Below are 25,006 nucleotides of genomic sequence, written 5' to 3' on the forward strand. Positions count from 1 at the left end.
ACGGCAGATAGCCGTGCAGTGCTTGCCGCATTACGCCAGATGCGGGAGGGAAGGGGGATCGAAGGCGGAGGCCGCTTCGAGAGCGCGGTCGTAAGAAAGCGAGATCGTCTCGTCGAGCTTCGCCATCACCTGCGCATGCCGGGTTTTCGCGTTCACGCCGAAGAGGTCGAGGCGGTCGAGCATGTGCACGGCGAAGACGGTGCACAAGCCGGTGGCGACACCCACGGCGATGGCGGAGACGTACGGGGCAAGCGGACCCAGCGCCCCCGCCAGCGCCTTCTCGACCACTTCTTCGAGGAGTATCCCGCCCCCGGTCACGACGCCGGCCACCAGTAGCTTCGATGCGGCGTCCGCGGCCTCGGCGAGAGACATTCCCTCCGGCGGGAACGCCAGCGTCTTCATCGCCCGGTACAGCGACATGAAGCCTTCGCGCGTGATCCGCACCAAGCGGGCCGACGTCGTCACGAACGCGTTGATCGCGATGGTGACCAAGTTGGACAGGAAGCCGCTGATGAAACCGTCACGGAAGGCGACGGCAGCATCCTTCCATTTCGCCTGTACGCGGTCGGCGACCCGTGTCAGACGGAGCTTGAGCACGTCCAAGAACGCGTCATCGACCTTCCCCCGGAAGCCGTTGTGCCACACGTCCCGGACCTCGGCGAAAGCGGCGCGGACGAACTCCTCCATAAGCACGCCAATGGCCTGCTGAAGGGCCATCCTGCCGCCTTCGGTGGCGCTGGTGACGGCGGCGTTCTTCAGAAACTTCGAGCTTGTGTAGTAGGCTTTGTTGATCTCGCCGTCGATCTCCTTTCGAGCCGCCGCGTCAGCGGCCCGCAGTTTGTCCTTGTCCAGGCTCTCAAACTCGGCCAGCTCACGCTTGTATTTTTCGAGCTTTTGAAGGTCTTCTTGCGTAGGCGAAGCCTTCCCCTCAATTTTTGCAATCTTCCCCTTCAAGTCGGGGATTTTGGTTTCCTCCACATACTGAATGAATGCATCCGCCGTCATCGCTCCTTTCGAAGTGTTGATGGTCTCGGATGTAGCCTTCAGGTTGGTTTGCCTGTTGGCGAGAGCGACCCCGTCCACCTCGGCGAGAACCCGGCCGGGGTCGTCATGCACCTCTTTGGCCGAAACGACGTGGTCCTGATGCTTCTTGTCATGAGGGCCAATGTTCTTGCCCGTGTACTCGTCCGCCACCCCTCCTGCCTTCTGTGCGGCCGAAGACGCGCGGTTGCTTTGCACGTAGCGAGGATCGCTGTGGTATTTGTGCTTGGCTTCCTTGTTGTAGGGGTTGTTCGCCTTGTGATCGGCGTACCTATCCTGTTCCTCGGAGGTCGCATACACCTGGTTTCGTGCGTTGTGCACGGTATCGACGTTGCCGCCTTCCTTGTCCTGGAACAGCACCCTGGCGAGCCCGAAGGGCCGGATGACAGCCTGGAGGCATTCCTTTTGGCACGCGTCGATCAGCGCCCCGATCTTCTCGGAGTCGAGCCTTCCGTGGATCTCGGCGAGGAGCGCGTCGGCGTCCACCGCGACGAGGGCATGGCCTTCGTCGTCAGGAAGGACGATGACCGGCAGCCCGCCGGCGGAGGCGGATTCCGCCCCCATCCGTGGCGTTGGACGGACGGAATGCTGGGCGAAAAGGTCCGTGTCTGACAGAACCGCCCGCCTCTTCCTGAAGCGCTCGACAGAGTCGCTCATGCCGGCACTCCTTCGAACTGGTCCGCCTTGTAGGCCCGCCACTTGAGCAGGAAGTCCCGCTCGTGCTCGTTGCCGTCTCCGTCCGCTTCGCTGACGACCGTCAGGATGTCGTCGATAAACTCCCAATTGTCGCGGCCCAGTCGCTCCGCGTACAGCATTGCGTCGTCGAAGTCGGGCGGCGTCAGACAGAGATTGTCCAGGAGTTCCTTGATGTCATTCGGGATCAAGTGCTTTGAAATCCCGGCGATGAACTCCAGAATACACTCCTTCTCTGCGACCCTCACGGTTCCGTCGCAACCCGCCATCGCGAACCCGATCGCGGCAGCGTTCACGTAGAACTCATGGAGCATCTTCTGGTCGGCATGACGGGCTGCGGCCCGCTCGATCTTTTCTTGAAGTTCCCGCATCCTGGCCGCGGCCTCGGCTTTGCCCTTCTCCATGCCTTCGTCGTAGGCCGCGCGTTTCTCCGACTCGTTCGACGCACCGCGCATGGCGGCCCCCGCGGCGAAAAGGACCGCACCGCCGAGAATTCTCCATACCCAACTCATTGAAGAGCACTCCTAAACAACGAACCGCGACGCTTGAGGTTAGAATGTTCACCACCTGAGATCGACATGGTATTTCTCAATTATTATCATTATGAGCAACAGAACCGAGGATTTCAGCCTGTCCGCCGAAGCTCGACACCCAGGCGTTCAGTTCCTTTTCGCTGGTCGTCGTGACGGACAGAACTATGCTGCCGTCCTCCTGGTCCTTGACGACTTGGTCGTCGCTCCAGACACGGTCTCGGACGTAATCAGCGGCCTCGGCATCCACCCGGACCTCCACGCGTCGCGGCTCGTGCCAGCCCAGCCCGAAGGTCCGGGCCTCTCCGTCGGCGGCGTTGAAGCGGAAATACTCGCCGGTCGGCGTCACCTCCGCGATGCGGTGGATCGAGAAGGTCGTCGGACGATCCGGGAGAACCGAGCCTTCGGACATGCGGTAGCCCAGCACGTACAGTGTCCCGCTCATCGCCACCAGGCGCCCCGGCGCGTACCGGTAGACACCCTCCGCCTGCCGTCCGCGGGCGCGGTAGACGATGCGGCACACCTGCCGCCGCTCGATGGCCTTCCGCAAGGTCGTGATGGTCTGGAAATGGGGCGAGTAGTCGATGAACCCCTTGCTGCGGAAGCCGATCGGCTGCCCGGCGGTCGGCGGGTTCCCTTCAGCGAGGTGAAGGGCAAGAGCCGTGACGGTCTGGCTGATCCGGTCAACGACGCTCTCCGGCAGGAACTGCGCGGCGACGTCCCGGCAGGCGGCGAGGCAGTGAAGCTCCTCGAACGAAAATCCGAGCGACTTCTCCTCAGACCGCGACCGCAGGCGGTAGTAGCGGCGGCGGTTCTCCAGCCCGCTCTCGACGTAGGCATCCCGGCCGAGGTTCCGCTCGACGATGGCGATCAGACGGACGACTGTCTGGGCGGAGCAGCCGAGGTCCCGGGCGAGGTCGCTTTGGAAGTGCTTCCTCCCGTCAAGGGTCAGGCGCTGGTAGAGTGCCAGAAGCTTGTCGCCGGGCAAGGCGTCATGGTGTTTGCGAGGCATTTCAGCACCCGTGTCCGCAATCCCGGCGGCGATGCGACGCAACGCCTGCATTTGTTATAGCTTTCGCGGACATGCCCTTCAATCTCCGTTCGCCTGATCCTAAGCCGACGCATCCTATGCGGAGAACTTCCTGTGCTTCCAACCACCCCTCGACGGGGTGTCAGGGCTCCACGCCCTTTTCCGACACGACATGGTTCTTTACGAACTGCGACAGGCCGTAGGCGGAGAACCCGGCGATGACGAGCCAACCGACGAAACGCACCATGCTTGATCTCCCATTTCGTGTATCGGCGCCGACGCGTTCCGAGGCACCGGCCTCCGACACAAGCCACGCTACGGGATCGTCCCCCCAGATTCTGAGGAGTGTCAGCCGTTTTTTCCTGGAGGCGAGGGATCCGGTCGGTCAGTTCGGGGCGTCAATGTCGCGGCGCAGCCAGTGCGAGCGGTGCTCTGCGGCGGCACGGATGGAGATGCCGATGCGGGCCGCCGCGCCGCGGACGGAGAAGCCATCTTCGAAGAGGCTGTAGAGGAACGTGCGGCCTTCGTCGCTGAGATTGCGGCCATTCGGCAGAAAATGCCGCGGGTCACGCTCGCTGGGCTGCGCCGGCGAGGCGGAACCCTCGCCGCCCGACACGGACTTGCAGATGACGGCGGCGGCCCGCTCGATGCCGATCGCCTGCTGAAGGACTTCGGGATTCGAGCGGCCGATGTGCTTCAGCCGGCCGATGTGACCGCGCAGGCTGCGGACTGCCTGCTCGACGGGGGGCTCGTTCATGGGTTCCTCCACGAGTTCACTGCACGGCATGGTGTATACTCGTTTGCTTCGGGTGCGGCAACAAGGAAATCTGCGAAGCGTGTCCTCCGGCCGGACAGCGCGTGCGGGCCTCGGGGCGGGCAAAGGCTTCAACGGCATTCCCGGACACGCTTGCCCGGCTTGAGCAGGAACGTCATACCCTTCCGCATCGAAACGCCGGGAGGATCGCATGCCGCCGAAGCTCGAAGACTTTGCCGAGAAGGAAACCAGCCCCAAGCTGGCCGAAAGGGCGTTCGAAAAAGCCGTCGGCCCCGCCACCGGCTTGGAGGCGCCCATCCGTCCGGAACGCTACACCATGGAGCGCGAGGGGCTGACCACGACGATCCGTGGCTACATCGGCGACAGGCTCGTCTTTCGGAACGTGTTCAAGGCCGCAGCGGAGTGGAAAGAAGAGGGCGAGCGGCGCTGGACCTACCAGCTCGAAGACGGCAGCACAAGAACCGTCGTCCTGCTGCATCCGGGTGAGTCGCTCGCCTGAGACCCTGTCTGAGCCGCGGGGCTGGATGATGCGTGTCTTTGCCGTACTGGGGTATTCCGAGGCCGGAGCCGAACAGTCCGCCCGGTGCTTCCAGGTGCGGGCCGAGTCGGTCGGGGAGGCCGTGCCGCTGGTTCGGGAATCGGGGCTGGCTGACGGCCTGGCGGAGCTGATCCCGTATCCGTCCAGCATCCTCGGCGCCGCCGACGGCCCGCCGGGGATCGTATGGTACGGCCCGGCGCCGAAAGGCTTCGCACGCCCGAAGTAGCCACCCGGCGGTAGGGACGGGAACGTGGCGGCACGGGATTGTTCTTGAAAAGTTCTCGTCCGCGGTCATCCTCACTTCCGGGGCGATCGGAAGACGGGGAGACGGGGAATGGCAATCGGGGTCGAACTTTTGGGTGAACCGTGGCCGGTCCTAGCCAGCCCGTGCCCTATCCTGATGTTCGACGCCAAGGTTCCCGCGGGGTTCCCGAGCCCGGCGGCCGATTTCTCGGAAGGCCGGATCGACCTCACCGAGGTGCTCGTCCCCCACCCCTCCGCAAGCTTCACGCTGCGAATCAGCGGGAACTCCCTCACCCGCGCCGGCATCCTCGACGGGGCCCTGGTCATCGTTGACCGCAGCTTGACCGCCCGCCATGACGACATCGTCGTGGCCGTCCTGGACGGCGAGCTGACCGCCAAACGGCTCATCGTCCGGAAGGACCGCGTCTGGCTCGCCCCCGACAGCGACGACCCGCAGTACCGGGCGATCGAAGTCACCGGCCGCCCCGACTTCAGCGTGTGGGGCGTGATCACAAGCACGATCAACTTCCTGCGGCGGTGAGCCATGGCCACTCTGGCGTTGGTGGACTGCAACAACTTTTACGTGTCTTGTGAAAGGGTATTTAATCCTAAACTGGAGGGCGTCCCGGTCGGCGTCCTGTCCAACAACGACGGGTGCTTCGTCGCCAGAAGCCAAGAGCTGAAGGATCTTGGCGTGGCGATGGGGACACCGCTGTTCCAGGTCCGGGACCTCGTGAAGCGGCATCGGGTTCGGGTGCTGTCCAGCAACTATTCATTGTACGGTGACATGTCCGCCAGGGTGATGGAGTGCCTGTCCGGCTTCGCCCCGGCGGAGGTCTATTCGATCGACGAGAGCTTCCTCGACCTCTCCTGTTTCGAGCGTCGCGACGTCGTAGGCGTCTGCCGGGAGGTCAAGGACACCGTCCGGCGCTGGACGGGAATCCCCGTGTGCGTCGGGATCGGCGGCCCGACCAAGACGTTGAGCAAACTGGCCAATTACGCCGCAAAGAAAAAGCTGGTGGACGACAGCGGCGTCTGCGACCTGCGCGATCCCGACGTCCGCGAGCGCGTCCTGCGGACGGTGCCGGTCGGCGAGGTCTGGGGGGTCGGACGGAAGTCGGCCGAGAAGCTGGCCATGGTCGGCGTGAAGACGGCGGCCGACCTGCGGGACATGGACCCCCGCCACGCCCGGCGGATGCTGACGGTCGTCGGCGAGCGGATCGTCCTGGAGCTCCGGGGCGTGTCGTGCCTGCCCCTCGACTTGGTGCAGAGGCCCCAGAAGGGCCTCGCCGTCACCCGCAGCTTCGGCCACCCGGTGACGGCGTTCGACGAGATGCTCTCGGCGGTCGTCGCCTACGCGACCAGAGCCGCGGAGAAGCTGCGGGCCGCCGGGCTGTGCGCCGGCCACATGCAGGTGTTCGCCCACACGTCGCCCTTCCGGGGCGACCCGCCGTACAGCGGCGCCGCGTCGTCGGAGATCCGTCCGCAGGCTGACGACACCTTCGTCTTGATACAGCACGCCACGGGCCTGCTCCGCCGAATCTGGCGGGACGGCTTCAGATACTCGAAAGCCGGGGTGATGCTGGCCGACCTCGTGCCCGCCGGCCAGGTGCAGCCGACGCTGCTCGACGCACTCGACCGCGAGCGGTCCCGGAGGCTGATGGAGGCCATGGACGCGGTGAACGCGCGGATGGGCCGCGGGACGCTGGCGCCGGCCACGGTCATGGCGGGCAGGGGCTGGAGGATGCGGCAGGAAAGCTGCTCGCCGCACTACACCACCTGCCTGGACGACATCCCGGTCGTGAGGTCGTAGAGGCCCTCGCCGCCGGACGGAATTCGGATCAGGGCTTGGCCGGATTTCCCACCACAGCCCGGGAGGTGTTGTTTTCACCCCGGTATGGGGGAACAAATAGTAGCGGAACAGAAAGTCCGATTGGGTCGGTACGGCTGGGAAGCCCTCGTCGGGAGAGATTCCGCACAGCCGCTCAATCCGACAGGTCAACCGTCCTTCTTGTTCACTTCCTTGTCCATGGCTCGCAATCGGGATGCCCAATCGGGTTCACCTTCCCAAGGTTCTTGCGGGATCTGGGGTTTCCAGTGAGGCCAGCGACTGGACCATTTGCCTGCCGCCATCTCCATCTTTCGTCTTGCCGCATCTACCGCTTCAGCGACCGTGGACGGTCCTTCGAGCGTCATTTTGATGGTGCCAACCGTTCCGCCGACCGGCCATTGTACGGTCGCCGTGCATCTCTTTCCAACGGCAAGCTCAATCTGCCCATGCGAAGCCGATTGCTCGGACGCCCGCTTCAGGTCGTGGCAGGCGACGAAAAGCCACGCATCGATTACCTGCGCGGCAGTGCTTTTGCCATCGCAGTGCGGCCAGGAAAAAGTTGTCGCAGCCATTTCGAAGTCATTGATCAGACGTACTTCGAAATGGCCGACCGATACGGGCCGTTCATCAGCGTTGGTCGATGAACTTTTGATGTTCACTTTAGCTTCGACATCGATTACGTCGAAAAGGTCGCGGGGACTGCTCATGGTACAAGGGGCCTTCTTGCCGACGGTTGTTCGCTCGCGCAGATACACCTACTTGATTGCGTATCCGGTGGGTTGGCTTGCAACTCGAACCTCGTATGGCGGGGTCAGGCCACGGCCCGCTTCCGCCCGAGGCCGAGGTTCTTCGCCATCTCCGACCGCGCCTTTGCGTAGTTGGGGGCGACCATCGGGTATTCCGGCGGGAGGCCCCAGCGGGCCCGGTACTGATCGGGCGTCATGTCGTAGACGGTCTTCAGATGCCGCTTGAGCATCTTCAGCTTCTTTCCGTCCTCCAGGCAGACGATGTATTCCGGCGTGACCGAGCGGCGGATCGGCACGGCGGGCGCGAGTTCCTGCCGAACGGGCTCCGGCGCCTTGCCGAGGCCGTCCAGCGCGGTGCGGACCGTGGCGATCAGGTTCGGCAGGTCGGCGACCGCGACGGCGTTCTTCTTCAGATACCCGGTGACGATCTCGACCGTCAGCTCGGTGGTGCCCGTCTCGCTCATCGTGCAAGAACTCCTCATTCGTCCTGCAACCGACAATACGGCCGGATTTCCGTCCGGTTCAAGCTTCTGGGACATGCCATCGGCACGCTGTGCCGCAGGCTCTGCGATGGCTCCCAGCTTCGCAGGGAACCTGCGGGGCATGGCACAGCCTTGAAGGCAGCGCCTGCAAGGCATGCGAAAACAGGAATCGGCCGGGCTCCCGACCCGACCGATCCTGATCCGTAACCAAGCCTCAAGGACCGGCGTCGGCCCAAGAAACAGCAGTAGGTGAAGCTACCTGACTCTCCTCCCGAGTCCGGGCATCGCCCGAACCAAGGACTACAGCATCTCTTTTCTTGCTCAGGATGTCAAGATGATTTGAACGCAGCCTTGCAATAAACTTGAATAATTTGGAACAGCCCGAGAATGCTCAAGAGCAATTCTGTGGACAAGACGGTTCTATGCTTAGGGATTCTTCGGCGGAATGCTCTCATCGACCCTACGCCGCTTAAGGTGCCAGGGTGAGCTCCAGGACGTCTTCCTCGATGTCGGCAATCTTCGTCGCGGACGCGGCATCGATCCTGAACGCCAGATTGCGGTCGAGCAGCATCTCGTTTTCGTGCGAGCTGTCGGCCCCCAGCTCCTTCATCGGCAGCACCGTGAACCCGGCGGGGAGGTTGATGACCAGCAGCACCGGCCGGTCGCCCTTTAACTGCCATCCCTTCTCGGCGAAGCTTTCGGCAGTCTCGCGGGAGGTCGATGTGGAGATGTGGCCCGGATAGCGGTAGGTGAGCCCGACGAGGGCGGAGAGCGGGTCCGCGTGCAGCGAGCCGACCGCCGCGATGCCCCAGCCGAACCCCGAATAGACCGTGAGCGGGTCCGTCAGCTCGAACCGGGTGGTCGCCATGGAGAGCGCCGGAGCGGCCGTCCTGGCTTTGCCCATGAACTCGCCGAAGCCGGGGAACATGTTTGCGGCGCGGCTGCGCTGGGCAAGGTTGTGGTGGTGCGTCGAATCGCTGCCGTAGTCCCGCGCGGCCCTGATCTCGTCCGGCAGGAGGTCTGAGAGCTTCCGATACGTCATCGCGTGTCCTTCGTCTTGCGGGATGGTTGCTGGAGCGGGGTGCAGTTGTAGCACGGCCCGAACTTCCGGCCCCAGCCCCCGGCACGCCGACGCAGACAACCAATCCCTCCGCCGCTGTCCACTCGATTTCCGGAATCAGGCGGAAACGGCGTTTTACGGACACGTCCAAAGCAGTTTTCCGGCTGGATGGCCCAACACCGGCACCATCCCCATGTCCCACCCGGCCTGCCAGACTTCCCTGCGGTCCACCCGGACGGCGCTGGCGAGCATCCTGGGGATGCGGCAGGCCCGGGCGACAAGTCCGGAGACCCAGACCTCGTAGTCGGCTTCCGCGTCGCTCGCCGACGCATCGCTCGTCGCCAGCACGTTCCCGTGCCCGTCGTCGATCCGGTAGCCGCCGCAGGGGAGGACCGTCATGCGGCGGGCGAGGTCGTAGCCCGAGAGCCACACATCGCGGAGAAGCTCGTGGGTGCCCTCCGGATAGCCGCGGTAGATGAAGCCTTCTTCCTTCAAGGCGCCGACGATGGCGTCGCGGAGGAGTTCGGACAGCCGGCAGATGGCGCCCGCGGCGACGTAGTCGGACACCATCTCGTCCGTGACAACCTCGGCCATCATATGGCGCCCGCCCGCCGCTCGAACTCGGCGATCTGCGGGTCCTCACGGTTCCTGACGAGATCTTCCCGGATCGCCGAGCGCTCGTGGGTTTCTGCGTAGCATGCTCCATCGGGCTCGAACACGGGCTGGGACGCAGCCGCCGCTGCTCCGTGCAGCATCACGGTGGGCAGCTTGCCGGCGAACTCCGTGGCCTCCCGCACCATCTGCATGAAGGCATCCACCTTGGCGGAGGCACGGTCGTCCGCGGCGGGGGTCCGAGCCGCGAGGCGTGCCTTCGCCCTCTCCGCTGCACCCAGATCGGTCCGGACGGCCTCGACCAGCTTGCGGGAGCGGATCGCAGCTTCAGGGAACGAGGCGCCGAGCAGGACCAAGCACTCGGTCGCCTCATCGCCTTCATAGGCCAAGAGGTTCTTCACCAGCCCCGGCATGGCGGCATGGAGCCAGTGGAGCCATTCGGTAGACAGGTCGTGTGCGATGCTGTCCGCGACGCGGTCGCCGAAGCTGTGCATGAAAGTCTGGAAGGCATCCTCCCAGACCCCGTCCTCCTTGACGGCGACGACGAGGTATCCGAGTTCCCCCTCCGCATCGATCCTCTTCAGCAACTCGGTGTCGAGGAGGAGATCGCGAAGGCCCCTGTTCCGTCCATTCATGACGGAGTCGATCGCAGAACCGAGCAAGCCGGTTTCCCTGAAGCAATCGAAACGCTCTTTCAGCACGGCATAATCGGCCCCCATGGCCGCCTTGAAGGCGGCTTCGTACGATGCGGTCCTGGATGCCGCATCCATCTCCGCCTCGGTCACGTTGATGCGATCTTCCTTTACGGCAGCCGGATCAAGTGTCTCCAACACCGGCTTCGTTCCGAATACGCTTCCGAACCTCTCAGTCAACCAACCAATCATCTCGTTTCCTCCTCTGCTTATTTTCTTGGCTGCGGATCGATGATCCGTGCTCAGGCCGGCACCGCCACCTGCCGGAGGATGGTGTCCATGACCACCGGGTAATCCTCCTCCGTCGTGTAGACGCCCAACCGATAGACCGCCAACCCGACGAGCCACCCGGTCCCCTTCGAGAGGAAGGCGACAAGCCCCTGTCGGTCGCGGGCGAACTTCCTCGCCGTGGCGACGGACTCAGTCACCGGATTGCTGGCTTCGGCGTGGATTTCGAGCAGGCCGGCGAGGATGACCCGGCAGGCGGTCCCGTAGTAACGTTCCCGTCCCTTGAACTTCCCGAACTCGTGAACCGACAGAAGCCTGTCGGCTTCCGCATTCAGGGCATCGGTATCGTTTTCAGCCATGGGTTCGTTCTGCTTCTCCATGATTAAATGCTCCATTCTGGTGTTTGATCGCCCCACCCCTGGCCGGAGCGAATTTTCATCGGGTGAGACCCAACGCCCGTTGGGTCAGGCGGTGATCCGGCACCGTCCCAGCGTGTCCAGGATGGCCGTGGCGATGTCTCGGCACTCGCCGGGGGGCTTCCCCACCAAGCGGCGGGCCGCCCTCTCGGACAGCGGCCCCTTTCCGGCGGACAGCAGCAGCACGAAACCTTCGCGGTCGCCGTCGAAGCGGATTATGGCGTCCCGTGCCGCCTGAACGGGGTCCCTGGAGTTGCCGTAGGTCTCGAACAGGCCCGCGAGCACCGTCCTTGCCGTGTCGTCCGCCGGCGACGGCAGCAGGACGGACGCCGCCTCCAGGGGTGCCCCCGAGATCGCCTTCCTCGATATCCTGCGCTGCCTCCGGTCGGTCATCGCCGCACCTCCGAAACGGTCGGACAACCCGACCACTGCCTCGACACTGCTGCGCGGCGGCAACGGACGTCAATAACATTCTGCATGCCAACATCTGATTTGCTGCGAAGGCGTTCCCGCGGTTGACTCGCCGCCGACGCTACGGTAGAAGTTATCATGCCAACACCATGATAACCGCGGCGGAGGGCGGCTGATGAGGATTCGATACACCTTCGGCCCGGTGCCGGACGCGACGAGGGTCGAGGCGGACACCGTCGCCTGCGACGCCTTCGGGCTGCTCGCCCGCTTCGCCCGGGTGAGGTTCCGCGTGCCCGGCTGGTGGTCGCCCGACTTCCGGACGGACTGGAGCGAGCGCCGGACGAGCAGCGGGGGACGGCTGGACCGCATCACCATTTCCATGTGGAAGTACGTCCCGGCCGACGCCCGTGAGTCCCGCCCGTTCTACGAATACGCTTCGATCGAGGACGACCCCGTGTGCGGCACGATCGACAGCGGCGACTGGCGGGACTCCCTCTCGGCGGCGGTGGCGCACGAGACGGCCCACTCGCTGGCCGACCTGCTGAAGGGGAGCGACCCCGTCATGTTCTCCGGCGGGATCGACGAGATCCGCCGCCGGTTCCGTCCGCACGGCGGGCTGTGGCTCGACGTCTACCGCGAGCTGCGCACCCGCGTCGTCAACGCCGGCACCCGCGTCCCGGAGGAAGGGTGGGCTGGGATCGACGTGCCGCCGGCGGTATGGTGCGGGGCGGCGTTCTCGCCGCGGCAAGAAGGCGTCGAAGCATGATCAGGGTGAACATCGATCTCCTGCCGCACGGCGACGACGAGTCCGCCCGCCGGATCGCCGAGGTCGAGATCGTCAACGTCACGGCGGATACATCGAGATTCTCGAAGGACTACGCTTGGCGGGTGCGGGAGCCGAAGGAGGGGGTGAACGCCTGCGGCTTCATCGTTGATCGCCGGGGAAGCGGCGCCGCCGACCTCCTCCTGACCGTCCTTGCCGAATGGAAGAGCGGGCGGACGCTGCCGATCGACAACCACGGCAACCCGCGGCTGCCCGAATGGATCGAGCAGGACGCCGTCGCCTGGTGGGCGGAGCACGACGAGGATCGGGAGTAGGCATTATCCAGGGGGCACTGAGACAATTTGCGATAGGTGCTGGGTTGTGGCGTCGTGATAGGTGATACGCGGCGACGACGACGATCAGGCGAAATCCGTGCCCATCTGGCTTCCCTTCTGGCGACTGGAACAACTGCGTGAATCGGCGGACCGCCAGATGTGGCGGGCGTGGAACAACATTTATCCCGCCGGAGGACGAGTTTATGAGGTGCAATGCATTCGGAGCCTCATTGACCATGCGGTCCCAGCCATAAACAACCGTTGGCAAAGCATATTTGGTAGAATTGGGGTCACTGCCGACTTGGTCGGCGTCGTGTGTCACAACTATCCACGGGTGACATACATCGGCGCTCCCCACGCATGCGAACTCGGCGACCTGATGATCGTGCATGATCATCTGCCCGATCCGGTCAACCAGCCCGATCACATCGAGCGCCACGCCGTCATCGTTCAGGCCAAGGTTTTTCATCGGAACGGTGTTCAAAGCACAAATCTCGCTCAATTCCTGCTGTACACGGGGTGGCCGTGCTTCACGTACGTGGACTGGCCGGGCGGCATCCCGGCATTGGAGCGACTGCTTAACGCAAATGCCGGGATACCTCTCGGAACGCCGGAGGCTTTCAACCGCGATATCCGCGTGGACGGCCCCAGCGGTCTCCGGGTTCCCCGTTCGACCGTCGATTTGGGTGCCCGATACGGCATGATCGACGTCGCTCGGCGACACTGGATCTGGTGGCAGCGGGTCTGGTGGTTTGCGAAAAACGTCACAAGCAATCCGTGGCGCATGTGCCGTGCGACCTCCCGGAACCTCTACGACAACACAGGGGGGCTGTCGCTCGGGCACTATCTCGCTCGGCTGGTTACCGGCAGGGTCGGACGCGCCGTCCGTTACCCCGGCTGGCCTTCGGGGTTGGGTGGCGCCGACCACTGGTCGCTGCTGGTCGAGGAATTGCTATCGCTTTTGCCCGCGGCAGCGGCAGGTTCGTCGCCCGGGTCATCGGCGGCAGCAGCGGCACCGGCAACATCTGCCTCGCCGGCGGCGCCGTCAGGTTCGGGCGGCACGCTGTCGCTCGTCCTGGATCGTCAGCCCTCCGGCACAGGCGGCAATCCGACCGGCAGAGGGGACGGGGATGACGACGGAGGCTTCGCGATCATCATGCTTCGCACGACCGGAGGGCCGCGGTGGACACGGCTTCACCGATGGCTGCGATTCTTGCCAACGCCACCATGGCTTGACTGACGGCGGCATGGATGCTCGGCGGCGCCCGTGCTAGCGTCTGCGGATGCCTTCCTATTACGACATCACGACCGCCGCCCACACCCTTATCCGGCGTCACGGGCAGGGTGCGGTGGAGCAGGCCAAGCGGCACGCCGACGAACTGGGTCGCGCCGGCGACGTCAGGGGACAAGATGTGGCCTTGCTGGTGCTGAACGCAGTGGAGGCGGCGCTAGCCTCGACCGAAGTTCCGCTGTGAGCGAACACCAACCGCACCAAATCTTCAGTCTCGAACCAGGGAGTGATCATGATTCAGGGGGATGCACAGGAAGCCCTCTATGAAATCGAGCAGAGGCTGGATCATCTCGGCTATCAGACTCTGGACCGCTTCGTGACGGAGGACTGGAGGCATCTTCAGAGATGGCTGGAGGTGGTGATCGTCTGCTCCGAACGCCTTCCCAAGCCATTCTCCGAATATGTCCGGTCGATCGAATACAAAATCGGCAGCCAGCATGTGGACTTGCCGCCGAAAGCCCTGCAAGATTTGTGGCGCAGGCTGAACGCCACGCTCAGGCGCCAAGTCACGGTGGCGCAGTCGCACGTGTTTCTGGAAATGCTGGCCGAATGCCAGGACAAGGTCGCGGCCGGAATCGAACTCCGGTCGCTGTGTCGTCACCTGATCCTCAACCGACTGACGAAGATCGATTTGCCGGCCGAGGAGAGCATCACCGATCCGCACTGGTTCAGAACCTTGATGCTGCCCCACCTGCATCGGCTCCGCGACCGGGCTGCGACGTTGGATCTGGCGGCCCCCGGAAGAGACAATAAGACCGATGACCCCGAAACCAACGCCCTGATCGAGGAGACTTGCCTTGCCTGGAAGGAGGCCAAGGCAGCCGGGAAGTGGCCCCTCCAGACGGCTTCCTGATCGTCCCGAGCGGGAAGATATGCGTCCCGCCCCCGGTAAAAACGCACCGGGCTTCCCGAGCGGGAAGTTTCCTGTCCCCGGCCTTTCCGAACCGGGCATTCCTTCCCGTTCGGTAAGAAACCACCTTGACCCAGGTGAGACGTGGCATCATCTTCCCGAGCGGGAAGAACGGGGCACGCCATGGAATTCATCGACACGCCGGGCCGCTTCGGCAGCCTCGTCCGCTCGCGGCGGCAGGCCCTCGGCATGACCCAGCGCGACCTCGCGCTGGCGGTCAACGTCGGCGAGCGGTTCATCGTCGATCTGGAAAGCGGCAAGCCGACGTGCCAGCTCGGCAAAGCCCTTGCCGTCGCTAGGGGCGTCGGCATCCGGTTGACCCACGACGCCCCCATTCCGTCCGCCGACACGCTGCCCGACCTCGGCCCCGGCGATGCCTACCCTGACCTTCCCGATCTCGGAGACGAGGCGTGAGCACGCTTCCCGTCTACTATGAGCATCTAGTCATCGGTGAGATCGCGCTCGCCGAGGAGGGGCCTACCTTCGCCTACGACACCCGCTGGCAGAAGACGCGGAGGGCGTTCCCCGTGTCGCTTGGGATGCCGCTCGGCGGTGGTCCCTTCGGCCCGGAGGTCCTGATGCCGTGGCTGGCCAACCTGCTGCCGGAGGACGCCAACCTGCTCGCCGTCGGACGGAACCTCGGCGTCTCGCCGCAGGACGTCATCGGCATCCTGGAGCGGATCGGCCGTGACACGGCCGGGGCGCTGACCATCGGGAGGCACCGCGAGGGGGAGGCCCCCGGCTACCGACCGATCGAGGGCGAGGCCGAGCTGGAGCGGATCGTCGAGGAGCTGCCAGCGAAGCCCTTCCTGGCGGGCGAGGACGGCGTGTCGATGTCGCTGGCCGGCGCCCAGGAGAAGCTGCCCGTCGCCTTCATGGCGGACGGACGGATGGCGATTCCGGTCAACGGGGCGCCGTCCACCCACATCCTGAAGCCCGACGCCCGTCGGCGGCTGTGGGGCAGCGTGCAGAACGAGGCGCTGTGCATGACGCTCGCCGACCGCTGCGGACTGAAGACGGCGGCGGTGACGACGGGGAGGGCCGGCGAGCGGAGCTACCTTCTGGTGACCCGCTACGACCGGGTGCAGCGGGACGGGCGCTGGCTGCGCATGCACCAGGAGGACTTCTGCCAGGCGCTGGGCAAGCCGCCCGGGGCGAAGTACGAGCGCAACCGCTCGGGCGTCAGGGGGCCGCGGCTGGTGGACATGTTCGGGGTGGTGGACGCCCACCTGACGGCGGCCGACCGCATGCGGCTGCTCGACGCCGTGGTCTTCAACGTGCTGATCTGCAACACCGACGCCCACGCCAAGAACTACAGCGTCCTGCTGACGGGCCGGGGCGCCTCGCTGGCCCCGCTCTACGACTTGATGTGCGCCGCCGCGTGGGAGAACGTCACGAAGAACCTGTCGCAGACGATCGCCGGCAAGGACCGCGGCGACCACCTGATGGGTCGTCACTGGCAGCGGATGGCCGACGAGTGCGGCTTCAACCGCACGATGATCTTGCGGCGGATCGAGGCGGTCGCGGAACGGGTTCGGCGGGAGCTGCCAGAGGCGGTTGGGGTAGTCAGGGCGATGCCGGGTGGGGACCACCCGCTGTTGGGCGAGTTCGCTGCGGCGATCGAGGCCCGCTGTCGGACCGTCGTGCGGAACCTCGCCCACGTCGAGGCGGAGGCGGAGGCGGAGGTCGATGATGCTGAGGACGACGACCATGCCTAATGACGACGCTCGATCATGTCACCGCCTTCGCTTCCCCAGCGCTCCCGCATTTCTGCCAACACTTGTGGAGTTCATTCTTTCCCTACGTTGGAGGGCGGCAGAAGAAGACGAAGCGGAAGTCGGGCTTGGGTGAGCGCCACCTCCCTTCCAGTCGTCAGTGGCGAGCCAGTCCTCAAAATAGAAGAGCCACAGAATGGCCCAAGGCACCAGAGTTTCTGAGATCCTCTTGGATGCCGCCCACTCGCCGTTTCCAGGCAGATAGAGGCAAAGCTTGGTAGGCTTTTGCTCGTATACGTGCGGGAGCTTCCGTCCGTCAGCCAAGGCGGTCAGATCTGGGTCGATGACGAATACCTGCGGCATTCCCCCCTGTGCATATACGATCCGTAGCCGATAGGTCCGGCTGAGCGGCGTCGGCTGGGCGACCATCTCCCAAACGAGACTGCCGGACCGTATGCCTCCTTCGCCGGCGCAGACCGGGTTGCTCTTGAGGTTCAGCAATTGCTGCGCGAGGGTGAGGGGCTTAGGGCCGGCGAGCAAGGTTTACTTCGCTCCGAAGAAAGTGTTGGTCCTAACGACCGTGCCCGCACCGGCTGCCAAGCCAACAGTCGGCCTGATCGTCAAGCCACCGGCGCTGCGGACTTCGGAAACCGCGGAGGTGAGGCTGCCCATCGCCTTGGCGACTGGCGCTTCACCAAAGGAGGCGGCGAGGCTTTTGTTGAGGGTATCCAGCCCCGCGAGCCCGATCATCTCCTGGATGTCGCTCAAAGCGCGGGCCTGCCAAGCACGGAAGGCCCCCGCCAACTTCGGCTCACGGTTCCATTTCTCAGCGAAGTTTTCGCCCTGCGTGGTCTCGTTCCAGACGTACCACTGCGGCTTCCCATTCAGGTGGCCGTGGTCTACGAACAACGGCATGAAGCGGATGATGGATTCCACCAGGTCAAGCTCCGTATCGAACACGAAGCTGCTGACGCAATACGCGTAGCTCTTCGCCGCCAAGGTGGTGATGATGATCGAGATTGGGGCGAGCGACGGGTCGGTCTTCGCGAAATGGACGTCGCGGTGTCGTTTGGCGAGCTGGATGGTCCGACGCAGAACCCCCTTCAGGGGAGCCTGCGTCGGGAAAGGCTCAACGTTGGCACGCATATCTCCGGAGCCCAGGCTTTTCATGACCCGGTAGGTTGGCTCCATGCTCGCTTTCTTCTCAAACCAAGCCCGATAACCCTTAGGGTTGCTCGGCTTCCAGCACTTCAGCGGCTTGTCCGGCACGAGTTCGCCTCCGGCGCCGCAGGAGGGGTTCGAAATCGACGGCGTGATGTCGAGGTGAAACTCGTTTGCGTAGTTGATCCGCCAACACCTCGGCTTTTCCTCAAGGATATCCTTGTAGTGCCCGCTCTGGCGCAGGCGGTCGCCGATGGCCTTCTTAAGAGCTGAGGGCTGCGTCGTCACCGGAAGGGCGCCGTTCCAGCCCACGAGGTCCACATCGTGCTCCTGTCGCGCGAGCGGCTTGACGGTCGTCCCCAACGGCACCGATCCCTGCGGGTAGATTGTGAGTCCTCGCAGCAACGGATCACTGGATGAAGCAAGCCAATTGCCGACCGCCTCATACCGCTCCTGTGCCAAGCGCTGTTGGGACTCCGTCAGCTCAAGCGCTTGGCAGATATGCTCAAGAACGCCGACAATATGAGCCTTTTTGAGCGTGCTGGAAGGCTGGATATACATTTCCGTCCTCTATCGCATCAATCCAGAAAGCGGGGAAATCCCGTTAAGTGAAGCGGCTTAACGCCAGTCAAAAAAACGCTATTTGATCGTGTGGTAGACAAACTCCACCCCTCCGCTGTCAGCAACACTCTCCCGCCTCAGCAAATAGCCCTGTTCCCAAAGCTGCTTGAACTTCGAACTGGCGTTCGCAATGGACATGCCGGATTTTGCTTCCGCGAATTCCGCAGCACGCGTATAGGGCTTGCTCAAAGCAAAAAGGAATGCCTCAAGGTTGCCCTGGCTCGGCTGCACGCCGATAACCCGGCCCTGGTCACCCTCCCATAGCATGAGGGGCTGGCCCTTCCTCTCGGCTGCGGCCTCCCAGTTCTCGATCATGTCAAGGTCTTGGAGGTCCACGAAACAGAACCCTTTCTTTCCCCGAAAACGCCGTGCGAGTTCGACCAGGGTCTCCGACGCGAACGAAATATCCACGCGCTTTACGCCAGCCACCGATACTTTGAAGACCATGACTCCGGAATTGGCCTCGACGGAACTCAGAAGCCTCTGATAGACCTCTCGCCCCTCGGCTCGCCCCCATCCGTCGGGAGTTTCCATGAAGTCTCTGAGATTGATCAACAACCGGCACCTCGTTAAGTGAACCCACTTAACCAGACGGCTTGCCCGGTGTCAAGCCGCCAAGCGGAACGTGAAGCCGATATGGGTTCCCCAGATCAGCGGCAGGCGGTCGAAGCAATATGCCATGTTCGGCTCGTAGCTGCCCCGAGCGGGCGTGAGCCGGACGCGGCTATTCGGTAGACGAACATCCAGGTCAGACCTGAACTTAATGGCTTTCGCCGCACTGCCTCGCAGCCCGCATCCACGATCAGCTCCATGGCGGGAAAGCCCTTGCCGGAAGACCTCGACGATCAGTTCGACATCTGAAAGCCCCACCAGCGCCGGAAACTTCGTGGCGAGAGAAGGTCGAAGGGTTTGCATGATTCCGAGGCCGCTGTCTGAAACCGCCACCTGCAACCGATCCCCGCGGGGATAGACCTGAAGCGCGGCATAGCCATCGAGTGGCGTCTGGCTATGAGAGAAGACGTTGTCGATCAGTTCCGCGAAGATTGTCCAGGCCGCCCCTTCGAGCTGCTTGACGTCGGCACGCGCGGAGCAGGCTCGGGCGACCGCATCAGATAGGCGAGTGGGCAGGTTCTTATCCCGCTCGTTCTTATTGATCCGAGCGATCTCGACGAGCCCCGAGTTGCCGCCGCGGAACATCTTGGCGCCGGAGAAGGCTGGCCGGGCCGGGGCCACCACGACGCCGGGCGCGAGGTGGTCAAAGAACCCCATCCGGTTCAGATAGCCCATCGTCCCGGCGTCCCCCTCGGCGAACTCCAAGCGGACGCGCCGAGCGGAAGAATCGAGTTGATTTGCCACGGATAGGAGGCGAATGGCGGCATCCAGCATGACCTTGCAGCCATGGGGAAAGCGAATGGTCACCTCGTAGACGGCCGGGCCGTGCGGTCCGCCACCGGTGCGCATCGCGTCATCAAGAGCGGCGGCATCGATCCATTTCGGCGGAAGCTCAAGGCAACAAAGCAAGGCAGAATCCCTGAAGTGTTGACGCTATCCTGAACATCGGCCAACGGGCGCGGAAAACTCAAGATAGATATACAAAGCTACCGAACACGAGGCAAAGGCGCAACCAAGCCGTGCGGGTGACGAGACAGGCTCTCTTGCATGCCCTAATTGCCCCCGTCACGTCGTCGCTTGGACAGCCTTCTCAATCGAAGCCATTGGTGTTCCATGCGTCGGCAGCCTCACCGCCCAAGGATAGGCGGGCATCCTTGACCGCTCGTACTGATACACCAAGGCATCCGGCAGATTCCGGCGGTCATAGGCTCGTCCCAACCGGAACACGACGCTGTTCGGCGCCGCAATGAAGAGATGGATCCGCCGGGCACGTATGTCCGCCAACTTCGCCATCGCCCACAGGAAGCCTTCGGCGAGCGCCTGCTGCTTGGCATCGGACCAATGGCCGTTAGGGTTTATCTGGGTAACATGCAACCTCACCAACGGGAGGTTCCCGAGCGCGGCGCGGATTCCGGCCTGATCCACGCTATAGGAGACCTCGACAGCAACAGCGACATCCGCTGCCCCGTGAAGAACTCCATCCGTCCCTTCAAGTACAAAGCGGTCACCGTCGTCGCCTCCGTCAAGCGCATGCCAACTCCCGGAGCTGCGATGCCAGTCCATGACCCGAATGCTTCCCTCGTCGTCGAGAAGAAAGCCGGCAAGGAAGGTCAACGGAATCGGGGAGACTCCTCCGTAGAGAATCGCCACATCGGAACGATGCATATCCGACGTAATGCGCTCCAGGTCGTGCCGGATCGTCACCACTCGCGCGAGGGCTCCGGCCGGGTCGGTGACCGTTCCGTCCCTGATATAAGGAGTTTGATCAATTAGGATGCTGTGACGTTGCCCAATAAGGTCGGAAGGCACCGAACCAACCAATGGGCTGTCCGTACCGGGAAGCAGGCCGCGCTGCTCGATTACCACCACGCGCCTCCGTGCATTCGCCCGATCCTCGGCGCGGGTTCGGGTGAATTCCCAGGCCAAACCGAAGATCGCTAGAACCAGACCCACCGTGAACGTGGCGTATGCGATCGCCGCAGGTACGCCCCCGCTGGCCTCCCAGTGCACTTCAAGCGTGAAGGTTTCACTCTTCAGGAGAAAGGAAGCGACCAGAGCGCCGGCGGCCGAGAGAGCCACCAGCGATATCCCAGCCCGGAAGGTTGCCATCGCGGCAGAGCGCCGCCGGAACACGAAATCCATCGTCCGTCGGGCCGCGTGGTCGATCAGATCAAAAGCTTTGTGGAGTATAGCCATCCCGGTTGAGCATCCTGCCAAGGTTCTCTCCGTTTATGTTGCCACAGCACTCCAATCACGTGCGAGCCCAGCGGATCATGAAGAGCTAAATCACAGGCATACGGCGGCAGGCGAAACGTCGTGCCGCCCTTCACAGCGGTCGCGACGCATGCACGGGTTCAGGAATGCGGTTGCCATGGGGCAGGAAGACGCCTATATTGCCTACTGTTAAGCAGGCATTGGAGGCAACGCGATGAAAGACACCTCGATGTACGCGCTTCCGTTCCCTGCGGAGATGGTATCCGAGATCATCCTCCGCAGCGGACGGCACATCAACGTCGCTGACCTGGTGGCGAACGTCGTCTCGGACTTCCTGGAAAGGACGAAGTACGACGCGGACATATGGTCGGAGGAGTGGGTCCGATCGCAGGAGGATGACGACGACAGCTTCCTCAAGACCTACGGCCATCCCGACAAGGGCTACAGTTGGAAGGGCGTGCTCCTCCCCAACGGGACCAAGCTGAAGATGGCCTACCAGGGCCAGGAGCATCAGGCCGAGATCCGCCATGGCCAGCTCGTGTTCGGGAGGGAGACGATGTCGCCTTCCGAGTTCGCCTCGCGCGTGGCCAACGGGACGACACGCAACGCATGGCGCGATATCTCCGTGCTCCGCCCCGGCGAGGAGAAGTGGCAGCAGGCTGCGACGCTGCGCGTCCAGGACGGCCTGCCATGACGACAGTCAGGCTAACCACCCATGCAGGCCAGCGCCTACGCCAGCGGGGAATGCGGGAGTCCGACCTGGCATTCATCCTCGCGAACGGCACCGATGTCGGCCGCGGCGTGATCATCACGGAGCACGACACCGCGAACATCGAGCGCGAGGCCCGCAATCTGATCGAGACGGCCCACAACCTGAAAGACAAGCTCCTGGTCGTAAACCGGGATGTCGCGATCACCACGTTCCACGCCGACCGCCGCCAGCACCGGCGGCTCTGCCGGGCGGCTTGAGAGGCTTCCGTGACGATGCAGATGTCAAAGATGAACTGGCCCGTGACCACCGTGTGCGGGTTCAGCGCGAAGATCGACACCACCCCCGACTACCAGCGACCCGCCGTCTGGTCGTTGGCCCAGAAACAGCTCCTGCTGGACACGATCCTGAGGGGGTTCGACATTCCGAAGCTCTACTGGCGACGCAAGGGCGGGGCGGACGACTCCTACGAGGTCGTCGATGGCCAGCAGCGCCTGCGGGCGATTTGGGAGTTCCGGAACAACGGCTTCGCCCTGGCCCGCGACGCCGAACCCGTCAACGGCATCAAGATCGCCGGATGCCGCTACCGGGACCTGCCGCCCGACATGCTCATCCGGTTCGACGTCTACCCGCTGGACATCGTCATCATCACGGCCGACGACGACGACGACGTGCGGGAGATGTTCCTGCGCCTACAGAACGGAACCAGCCTCAAAGCACAGGAGAAGCGCAACGCCATGCCCGGGGCGATGCGGGACTACGTGAAGGCCGTCGCCGGACATCCCTTCTTCCTGAGCTGCGCCTTCAGCAACAGCCGCTTCAACTTCGACCTCGTCGCGGCGCAGATCACGGCGCTGGAACTGGCGGGAGGCCCTGCGAGCATCCGGAACAGCGACCTGAACCGAATGTACGAGCGGCACTCGGACTTCGATCACAGCGGCCCGAAGGCGAGGAAGGTGAAGCGCACGCTCGATTTCCTCCTGGCAGCCTTCCCGACGAAGACGCCGGAGCTGGAGCGGTACAGCGTCGTCTCGCTGTACGTGCTCGCCTCCCATCTGCTGGAACGCTACGCCATCACCGGGCGTGCGGACCGTCTGGCCGAATGGTTCCTGTCGTTCGAGGCGGAACGAAGCGCCCAGCGGGCGATCCCCGTTGACGAGGCGGACGCCGAGTTCGTCACATACCACGAGAAGACGTCGCACAGCACGGATTCCGCCGACAGCATACAGTGGCGACACGACTTCCTGCTTCGGAAGTTCCTTCAGGCGGTTCCCGACCTTGAACAGAAGGACGACCAGCGGCTCTTCACGCACGACCAGAGGATCGCGATCTTCCGCCGAGACAAGGGGCGGTGCAAGGTGCGGATCGCCTGCGAAGGTGACGCATGCGAGTGGGGCGCCTGGGAGGCGGACCACATCGTTCCCTGGTCCCGGGGAGGCAGGACCGTGGTTGCGAACGGGCAGGTCGCCTGCCCACGCTGCAACTCCGCCAAGGGCAACGCACACCACGCACCCGCCGACCGCCCGCAGCCCCCTGCACGAGCGGCGGACGGACAGGCAGAGATCCGCGCCCCCATGGGTGACGCAAGAGCGGCAACAGCGCCCAGCCCGGCGAAGCCCGTCAGCGCCCCCGACGGCGAGGCCATCTTCCTGCTGACCAACGGCGACGTCCCGGGGTTGCGGGCGAGAGCACGCGTCGATGGCAGGCGCGTAACCGTGCTCAAGGGCTCGACGGCCAAGTCCGAGGTGGAGAAGTCCCTCGACGCCGCGTGCCGAAAGGTGCGGCAGGAGTTGATCGACACCGGGCGGCTTGTTCCGTCCGTGGGCGGACTGCTGACATTCGCGGAGGACACGGCGTTCAACAGCCCGAGCAGCGCCGCGAGCGTCATCAACACCTGTGCCCGGAACGGCAAGACATCGTGGGTGCTAGAGGGCTCCAGCATGACGCTCGGGGAATGGCTCGTTCGCTTCCGGTGACCAGCGGGTGCCGCCCTACTCTTCCACGGGGTCCGGCGGCACCCGCATACGGGCCGGGATCAGGGCGGTGATCTCGTCCCGGTTCTCGACCACCAGCGGCTCCTGGTAAGGGGCCTTCCTCGAACTTTTCTCCTCGATCTGATAGCGCTTGAGGAAATACACGATGAACGCCTGACGGACGGGCACGGTGAGCGCTCCGCCGCGCATGCCGTACTGCGCCTCGATGTGCCGGCGGGCCTCCTGCGGTAGCTCCGGGTTCGGGGCAAGCCTGATCTCGACGATGCGGTTCCACTCTTCGTCCTCGTCGGCGAAGGGCCGTCCGCAGACTCGCTCGTCGATCACGTCAAGCACACGGTCGAGCACAACGTCCCCAAAGCGGTCATGGTCGCTTCGGAAAGCCCTGACGGCCCACCGGAAGCTGTCGTGCTCCAGGGCATGGGGGCCAATCCAGAACTTCTCCTCGTTCGGACGGTTCGGAGACCTGTAGACGACGAGCAGTTCGACGCCTTCGCCCCGGGACTTCCGGCCGGGCACGTTTCGGCGGACGGCGCGGACGATCCGCCTCAGGCATTCCGGGTCTATCCGGCGACGCGGCAGTTCCGGCGGCGCATAGACGGGCATGTCGTCGGGAGCGAAATCCGGCTGCTGCGTCGCCGGGGCGGAAAGCCCGCGCTCCCGGGCCAAGCGGTGGAGGAAGTCCTCGGCGTCCGGCACCATCAGGCGCGGCCTGAATCCGGGTTTTGCTACCCAGCGGTTGGCTTCTTCGTCCAGGTCGGCGTCACCTCGCACGTAGTCCCGATAAGTGGCCAGATCGGTCTGCACCGTGCGCGGATCGACGTCGAACTCCTTCGCGATCCGACCCTTGGTCAGCGTCCCGTGCCAAAAGAGCTCCGACTCCACAAACTCCAGGCGCTTGCGCTGCGCGGGTTTCAAGTTGGTCAAAGCCGCCCCCGGAAATTTTTCTCCCCAGATCGGCAGGGCACCCTTGCACCGCCAAACCACCCGGATTCCGGCGGCGGACGGACCCGCGCATCCTGTCCCTGTCGAACCCTGGGAGGTCTATCATGAGAAGCTTCAAGCACGGTAGAGACCGGATGCAGCAACGCAGCATCCCGGAGCAGGTGATCGATCTCATCATCACGTTCGGAAGCTGGACGCGACGGCATGGCGCCGACGTCTTCTTCATGACCAAGGAGGCCCGCAGCGACGTCAGACGACATCTCGGCTCCACCCTTTACGCGGTGATCGAGAGGAAGCTCGACGCCTACGTCGTCGTGTCGGATTGCTCCAGTGCGAATTCCGACATCATCCGGCCACCCATTCCGATTTGATCCCGGCCACTGATTCCGACATCAAGTCGGCCACCCGTTC

At 64.0% G+C, this 25,006-nt stretch carries 31 protein-coding genes; 15 read left to right on the forward strand and 16 right to left on the reverse strand.

The genetic code is table 11. From position 1 onward, the window contains the following. Positions 1-30: 30 nt before the first annotated feature. The 4 genes from TSO5_RS16630 to TSO5_RS16645 all read right to left on the reverse strand — a co-directional run bounded on the left by TSO5_RS16630 (position 31) and on the right by TSO5_RS16645 (position 4,051). Entirely contained in the window at positions 31-1,698 is a 1,668-nt protein-coding gene (locus TSO5_RS16630; RefSeq protein ID WP_109152593.1) for a lactate permease, read from the reverse strand. Then, complete coding sequence (locus TSO5_RS16635; RefSeq protein WP_109152594.1) at positions 1,695-2,246, reverse strand: TerB family tellurite resistance protein; 552 nt, start codon at positions 2,244-2,246, stop codon at positions 1,695-1,697. The genes TSO5_RS16630 and TSO5_RS16635 overlap by 4 nt, the downstream gene beginning before the upstream one ends. Positions 2,247-2,322: 76 nt before the next feature. Beyond that, on the reverse strand, positions 2,323-3,276 hold the full coding sequence (locus TSO5_RS16640; protein WP_158282437.1) for a WYL domain-containing protein: 954 nt from the start codon (positions 3,274-3,276) through the stop codon (positions 2,323-2,325). A 403-nt stretch (positions 3,277-3,679) separates the two neighbouring features. After that, positions 3,680-4,051, reverse strand: a complete 372-nt coding sequence (locus tag TSO5_RS16645; RefSeq protein ID WP_109152596.1) for a hypothetical protein — start codon at positions 4,049-4,051, stop codon at positions 3,680-3,682. 208 nt (positions 4,052-4,259) lie between these two features. On the opposite strand from TSO5_RS16645, the gene TSO5_RS33340 reads away from it, so the two are divergent. From TSO5_RS33340 to TSO5_RS16665, 4 genes are all read left to right on the forward strand, one after another. After that, the gene (locus TSO5_RS33340) at positions 4,260-4,568 is read left to right on the forward strand and encodes a hypothetical protein (RefSeq protein ID WP_247870787.1); all 309 of its coding nucleotides are present in this window, start codon (positions 4,260-4,262) and stop codon (positions 4,566-4,568) included. Between the two features lie 25 nt (positions 4,569-4,593). Then, positions 4,594-4,833 carry a hypothetical protein gene (locus tag TSO5_RS16655; RefSeq protein ID WP_109152597.1) on the forward strand — a complete coding sequence of 80 codons (240 nt, stop codon included), beginning with the start codon at positions 4,594-4,596 and terminating at the stop codon, positions 4,831-4,833. A 174-nt stretch (positions 4,834-5,007) separates the two neighbouring features. Further along, a complete protein-coding gene (gene umuD, locus TSO5_RS16660) occupies positions 5,008-5,391 on the forward strand; it encodes a translesion error-prone DNA polymerase V autoproteolytic subunit (RefSeq protein ID WP_247870788.1) in 384 nt (127 codons plus the stop codon). A gap of 3 nt (positions 5,392-5,394) precedes the next feature. After that, positions 5,395-6,663 carry a Y-family DNA polymerase gene (locus TSO5_RS16665; protein WP_109152599.1) on the forward strand — a complete coding sequence of 423 codons (1,269 nt, stop codon included), beginning with the start codon at positions 5,395-5,397 and terminating at the stop codon, positions 6,661-6,663. Positions 6,664-6,848: 185 nt separating this feature from the next. Here the strand turns inward: TSO5_RS16665 and TSO5_RS32265 are convergent, their stop codons facing one another. The 7 genes from TSO5_RS32265 to TSO5_RS16695 all read right to left on the reverse strand — a co-directional run bounded on the left by TSO5_RS32265 (position 6,849) and on the right by TSO5_RS16695 (position 11,310). After that, positions 6,849-7,388, reverse strand: coding sequence for a hypothetical protein (locus tag TSO5_RS32265; RefSeq protein ID WP_146203779.1), 540 nt, complete (start codon positions 7,386-7,388; stop codon positions 6,849-6,851). 104 nt (positions 7,389-7,492) lie between these two features. Further along, a complete protein-coding gene (locus TSO5_RS16670) occupies positions 7,493-7,891 on the reverse strand; it encodes a MucR family transcriptional regulator (RefSeq protein ID WP_247870789.1) in 399 nt (132 codons plus the stop codon). A gap of 487 nt (positions 7,892-8,378) precedes the next feature. Next, entirely contained in the window at positions 8,379-8,951 is a 573-nt protein-coding gene (locus tag TSO5_RS16675) for an ADP-ribosyltransferase (protein ID WP_109152601.1), read from the reverse strand. A gap of 153 nt (positions 8,952-9,104) precedes the next feature. Continuing rightward, entirely contained in the window at positions 9,105-9,566 is a 462-nt protein-coding gene (locus TSO5_RS16680; RefSeq protein WP_109152602.1) for a hypothetical protein, read from the reverse strand. Beyond that, positions 9,563-10,465, reverse strand: coding sequence for a hypothetical protein (locus TSO5_RS16685; RefSeq protein WP_109152603.1), 903 nt, complete (start codon positions 10,463-10,465; stop codon positions 9,563-9,565). The genes TSO5_RS16680 and TSO5_RS16685 overlap by 4 nt, the downstream gene beginning before the upstream one ends. A 50-nt stretch (positions 10,466-10,515) precedes the next feature. Further along, positions 10,516-10,881 (reverse strand): hypothetical protein, encoded by a 366-nt coding sequence (locus TSO5_RS16690; RefSeq protein WP_109152604.1) that lies wholly within the window; start codon positions 10,879-10,881, stop codon positions 10,516-10,518. Positions 10,882-10,965: 84 nt separating this feature from the next. Continuing rightward, positions 10,966-11,310, reverse strand: coding sequence for a hypothetical protein (locus TSO5_RS16695; protein ID WP_109152605.1), 345 nt, complete (start codon positions 11,308-11,310; stop codon positions 10,966-10,968). A 193-nt stretch (positions 11,311-11,503) separates the two neighbouring features. Here TSO5_RS16695 and TSO5_RS16700 point away from each other — a divergent pair, with 193 nt between their 5' ends. The 7 genes from TSO5_RS16700 to TSO5_RS16725 all read left to right on the forward strand — a co-directional run bounded on the left by TSO5_RS16700 (position 11,504) and on the right by TSO5_RS16725 (position 16,345). After that, on the forward strand, positions 11,504-12,094 hold the full coding sequence (locus TSO5_RS16700; RefSeq protein ID WP_109152606.1) for a hypothetical protein: 591 nt from the start codon (positions 11,504-11,506) through the stop codon (positions 12,092-12,094). After that, a complete protein-coding gene (locus TSO5_RS16705; RefSeq protein ID WP_109152607.1) occupies positions 12,091-12,426 on the forward strand; it encodes a hypothetical protein in 336 nt (111 codons plus the stop codon). Before TSO5_RS16700 ends, TSO5_RS16705 begins: the two co-directional genes overlap by 4 nt. Before the next feature lie 61 nt (positions 12,427-12,487). Then, positions 12,488-13,666 carry a hypothetical protein gene (locus TSO5_RS32270; protein WP_146203780.1) on the forward strand — a complete coding sequence of 393 codons (1,179 nt, stop codon included), beginning with the start codon at positions 12,488-12,490 and terminating at the stop codon, positions 13,664-13,666. 43 nt (positions 13,667-13,709) lie between these two features. Further along, positions 13,710-13,901: a hypothetical protein gene (locus tag TSO5_RS16710; RefSeq protein ID WP_109152608.1), complete on the forward strand. Its 192-nt coding sequence runs from the start codon at positions 13,710-13,712 to the stop codon at positions 13,899-13,901. A 48-nt stretch (positions 13,902-13,949) separates the two neighbouring features. Further along, positions 13,950-14,570 (forward strand): hypothetical protein, encoded by a 621-nt coding sequence (locus TSO5_RS16715; RefSeq protein ID WP_146203781.1) that lies wholly within the window; start codon positions 13,950-13,952, stop codon positions 14,568-14,570. Positions 14,571-14,750: 180 nt separating this feature from the next. After that, entirely contained in the window at positions 14,751-15,041 is a 291-nt protein-coding gene (locus TSO5_RS16720; RefSeq protein WP_109152610.1) for a helix-turn-helix domain-containing protein, read from the forward strand. Continuing rightward, positions 15,038-16,345, forward strand: a complete 1,308-nt coding sequence (locus TSO5_RS16725) for a type II toxin-antitoxin system HipA family toxin (RefSeq protein WP_109152611.1) — start codon at positions 15,038-15,040, stop codon at positions 16,343-16,345. The genes TSO5_RS16720 and TSO5_RS16725 overlap by 4 nt, the downstream gene beginning before the upstream one ends. 540 nt (positions 16,346-16,885) lie before the next feature. Here TSO5_RS16725 and TSO5_RS16735 read toward each other — a convergent pair. The 4 genes from TSO5_RS16735 to TSO5_RS16750 form a co-directional block, all read right to left on the reverse strand. Continuing rightward, complete coding sequence (locus tag TSO5_RS16735) at positions 16,886-18,064, reverse strand: nucleotidyltransferase (protein WP_109152612.1); 1,179 nt, start codon at positions 18,062-18,064, stop codon at positions 16,886-16,888. A gap of 78 nt (positions 18,065-18,142) precedes the next feature. Beyond that, positions 18,143-18,682 (reverse strand): DNA-binding protein, encoded by a 540-nt coding sequence (locus TSO5_RS16740; RefSeq protein WP_109152613.1) that lies wholly within the window; start codon positions 18,680-18,682, stop codon positions 18,143-18,145. A 48-nt stretch (positions 18,683-18,730) separates the two neighbouring features. Further along, the gene (locus TSO5_RS16745) at positions 18,731-19,645 is read right to left on the reverse strand and encodes a sensor histidine kinase (RefSeq protein WP_146203782.1); all 915 of its coding nucleotides are present in this window, start codon (positions 19,643-19,645) and stop codon (positions 18,731-18,733) included. 156 nt (positions 19,646-19,801) lie between these two features. Then, entirely contained in the window at positions 19,802-20,932 is a 1,131-nt protein-coding gene (locus TSO5_RS16750) for an SAVED domain-containing protein (RefSeq protein WP_109152615.1), read from the reverse strand. 232 nt (positions 20,933-21,164) lie between these two features. On the opposite strand from TSO5_RS16750, the gene TSO5_RS16755 reads away from it, so the two are divergent. The 3 genes from TSO5_RS16755 to TSO5_RS16765 are packed head-to-tail and all read left to right on the forward strand — an operon-like array spanning position 21,165 to position 23,635. After that, the gene (locus tag TSO5_RS16755) at positions 21,165-21,644 is read left to right on the forward strand and encodes a hypothetical protein (RefSeq protein WP_109152616.1); all 480 of its coding nucleotides are present in this window, start codon (positions 21,165-21,167) and stop codon (positions 21,642-21,644) included. Beyond that, positions 21,641-21,919 (forward strand): hypothetical protein, encoded by a 279-nt coding sequence (locus TSO5_RS16760; RefSeq protein ID WP_146203783.1) that lies wholly within the window; start codon positions 21,641-21,643, stop codon positions 21,917-21,919. Before TSO5_RS16755 ends, TSO5_RS16760 begins: the two co-directional genes overlap by 4 nt. A 15-nt stretch (positions 21,920-21,934) precedes the next feature. Beyond that, on the forward strand, positions 21,935-23,635 hold the full coding sequence (locus TSO5_RS16765; protein WP_109152618.1) for a DUF4357 domain-containing protein: 1,701 nt from the start codon (positions 21,935-21,937) through the stop codon (positions 23,633-23,635). 15 nt (positions 23,636-23,650) lie between these two features. Here the strand turns inward: TSO5_RS16765 and TSO5_RS16770 are convergent, their stop codons facing one another. Further along, a complete protein-coding gene (locus tag TSO5_RS16770; RefSeq protein WP_109152619.1) occupies positions 23,651-24,577 on the reverse strand; it encodes a hypothetical protein in 927 nt (308 codons plus the stop codon). 122 nt (positions 24,578-24,699) lie between these two features. On the opposite strand from TSO5_RS16770, the gene TSO5_RS16775 reads away from it, so the two are divergent. Further along, on the forward strand, positions 24,700-24,966 hold the full coding sequence (locus tag TSO5_RS16775) for a hypothetical protein (protein ID WP_146203785.1): 267 nt from the start codon (positions 24,700-24,702) through the stop codon (positions 24,964-24,966). Positions 24,967-25,006 lie beyond the last annotated feature (40 nt).

The organism is Azospirillum sp. TSO5 (genome assembly GCF_003116065.1).
GTDB lineage: Bacteria > Pseudomonadota > Alphaproteobacteria > Azospirillales > Azospirillaceae > Azospirillum.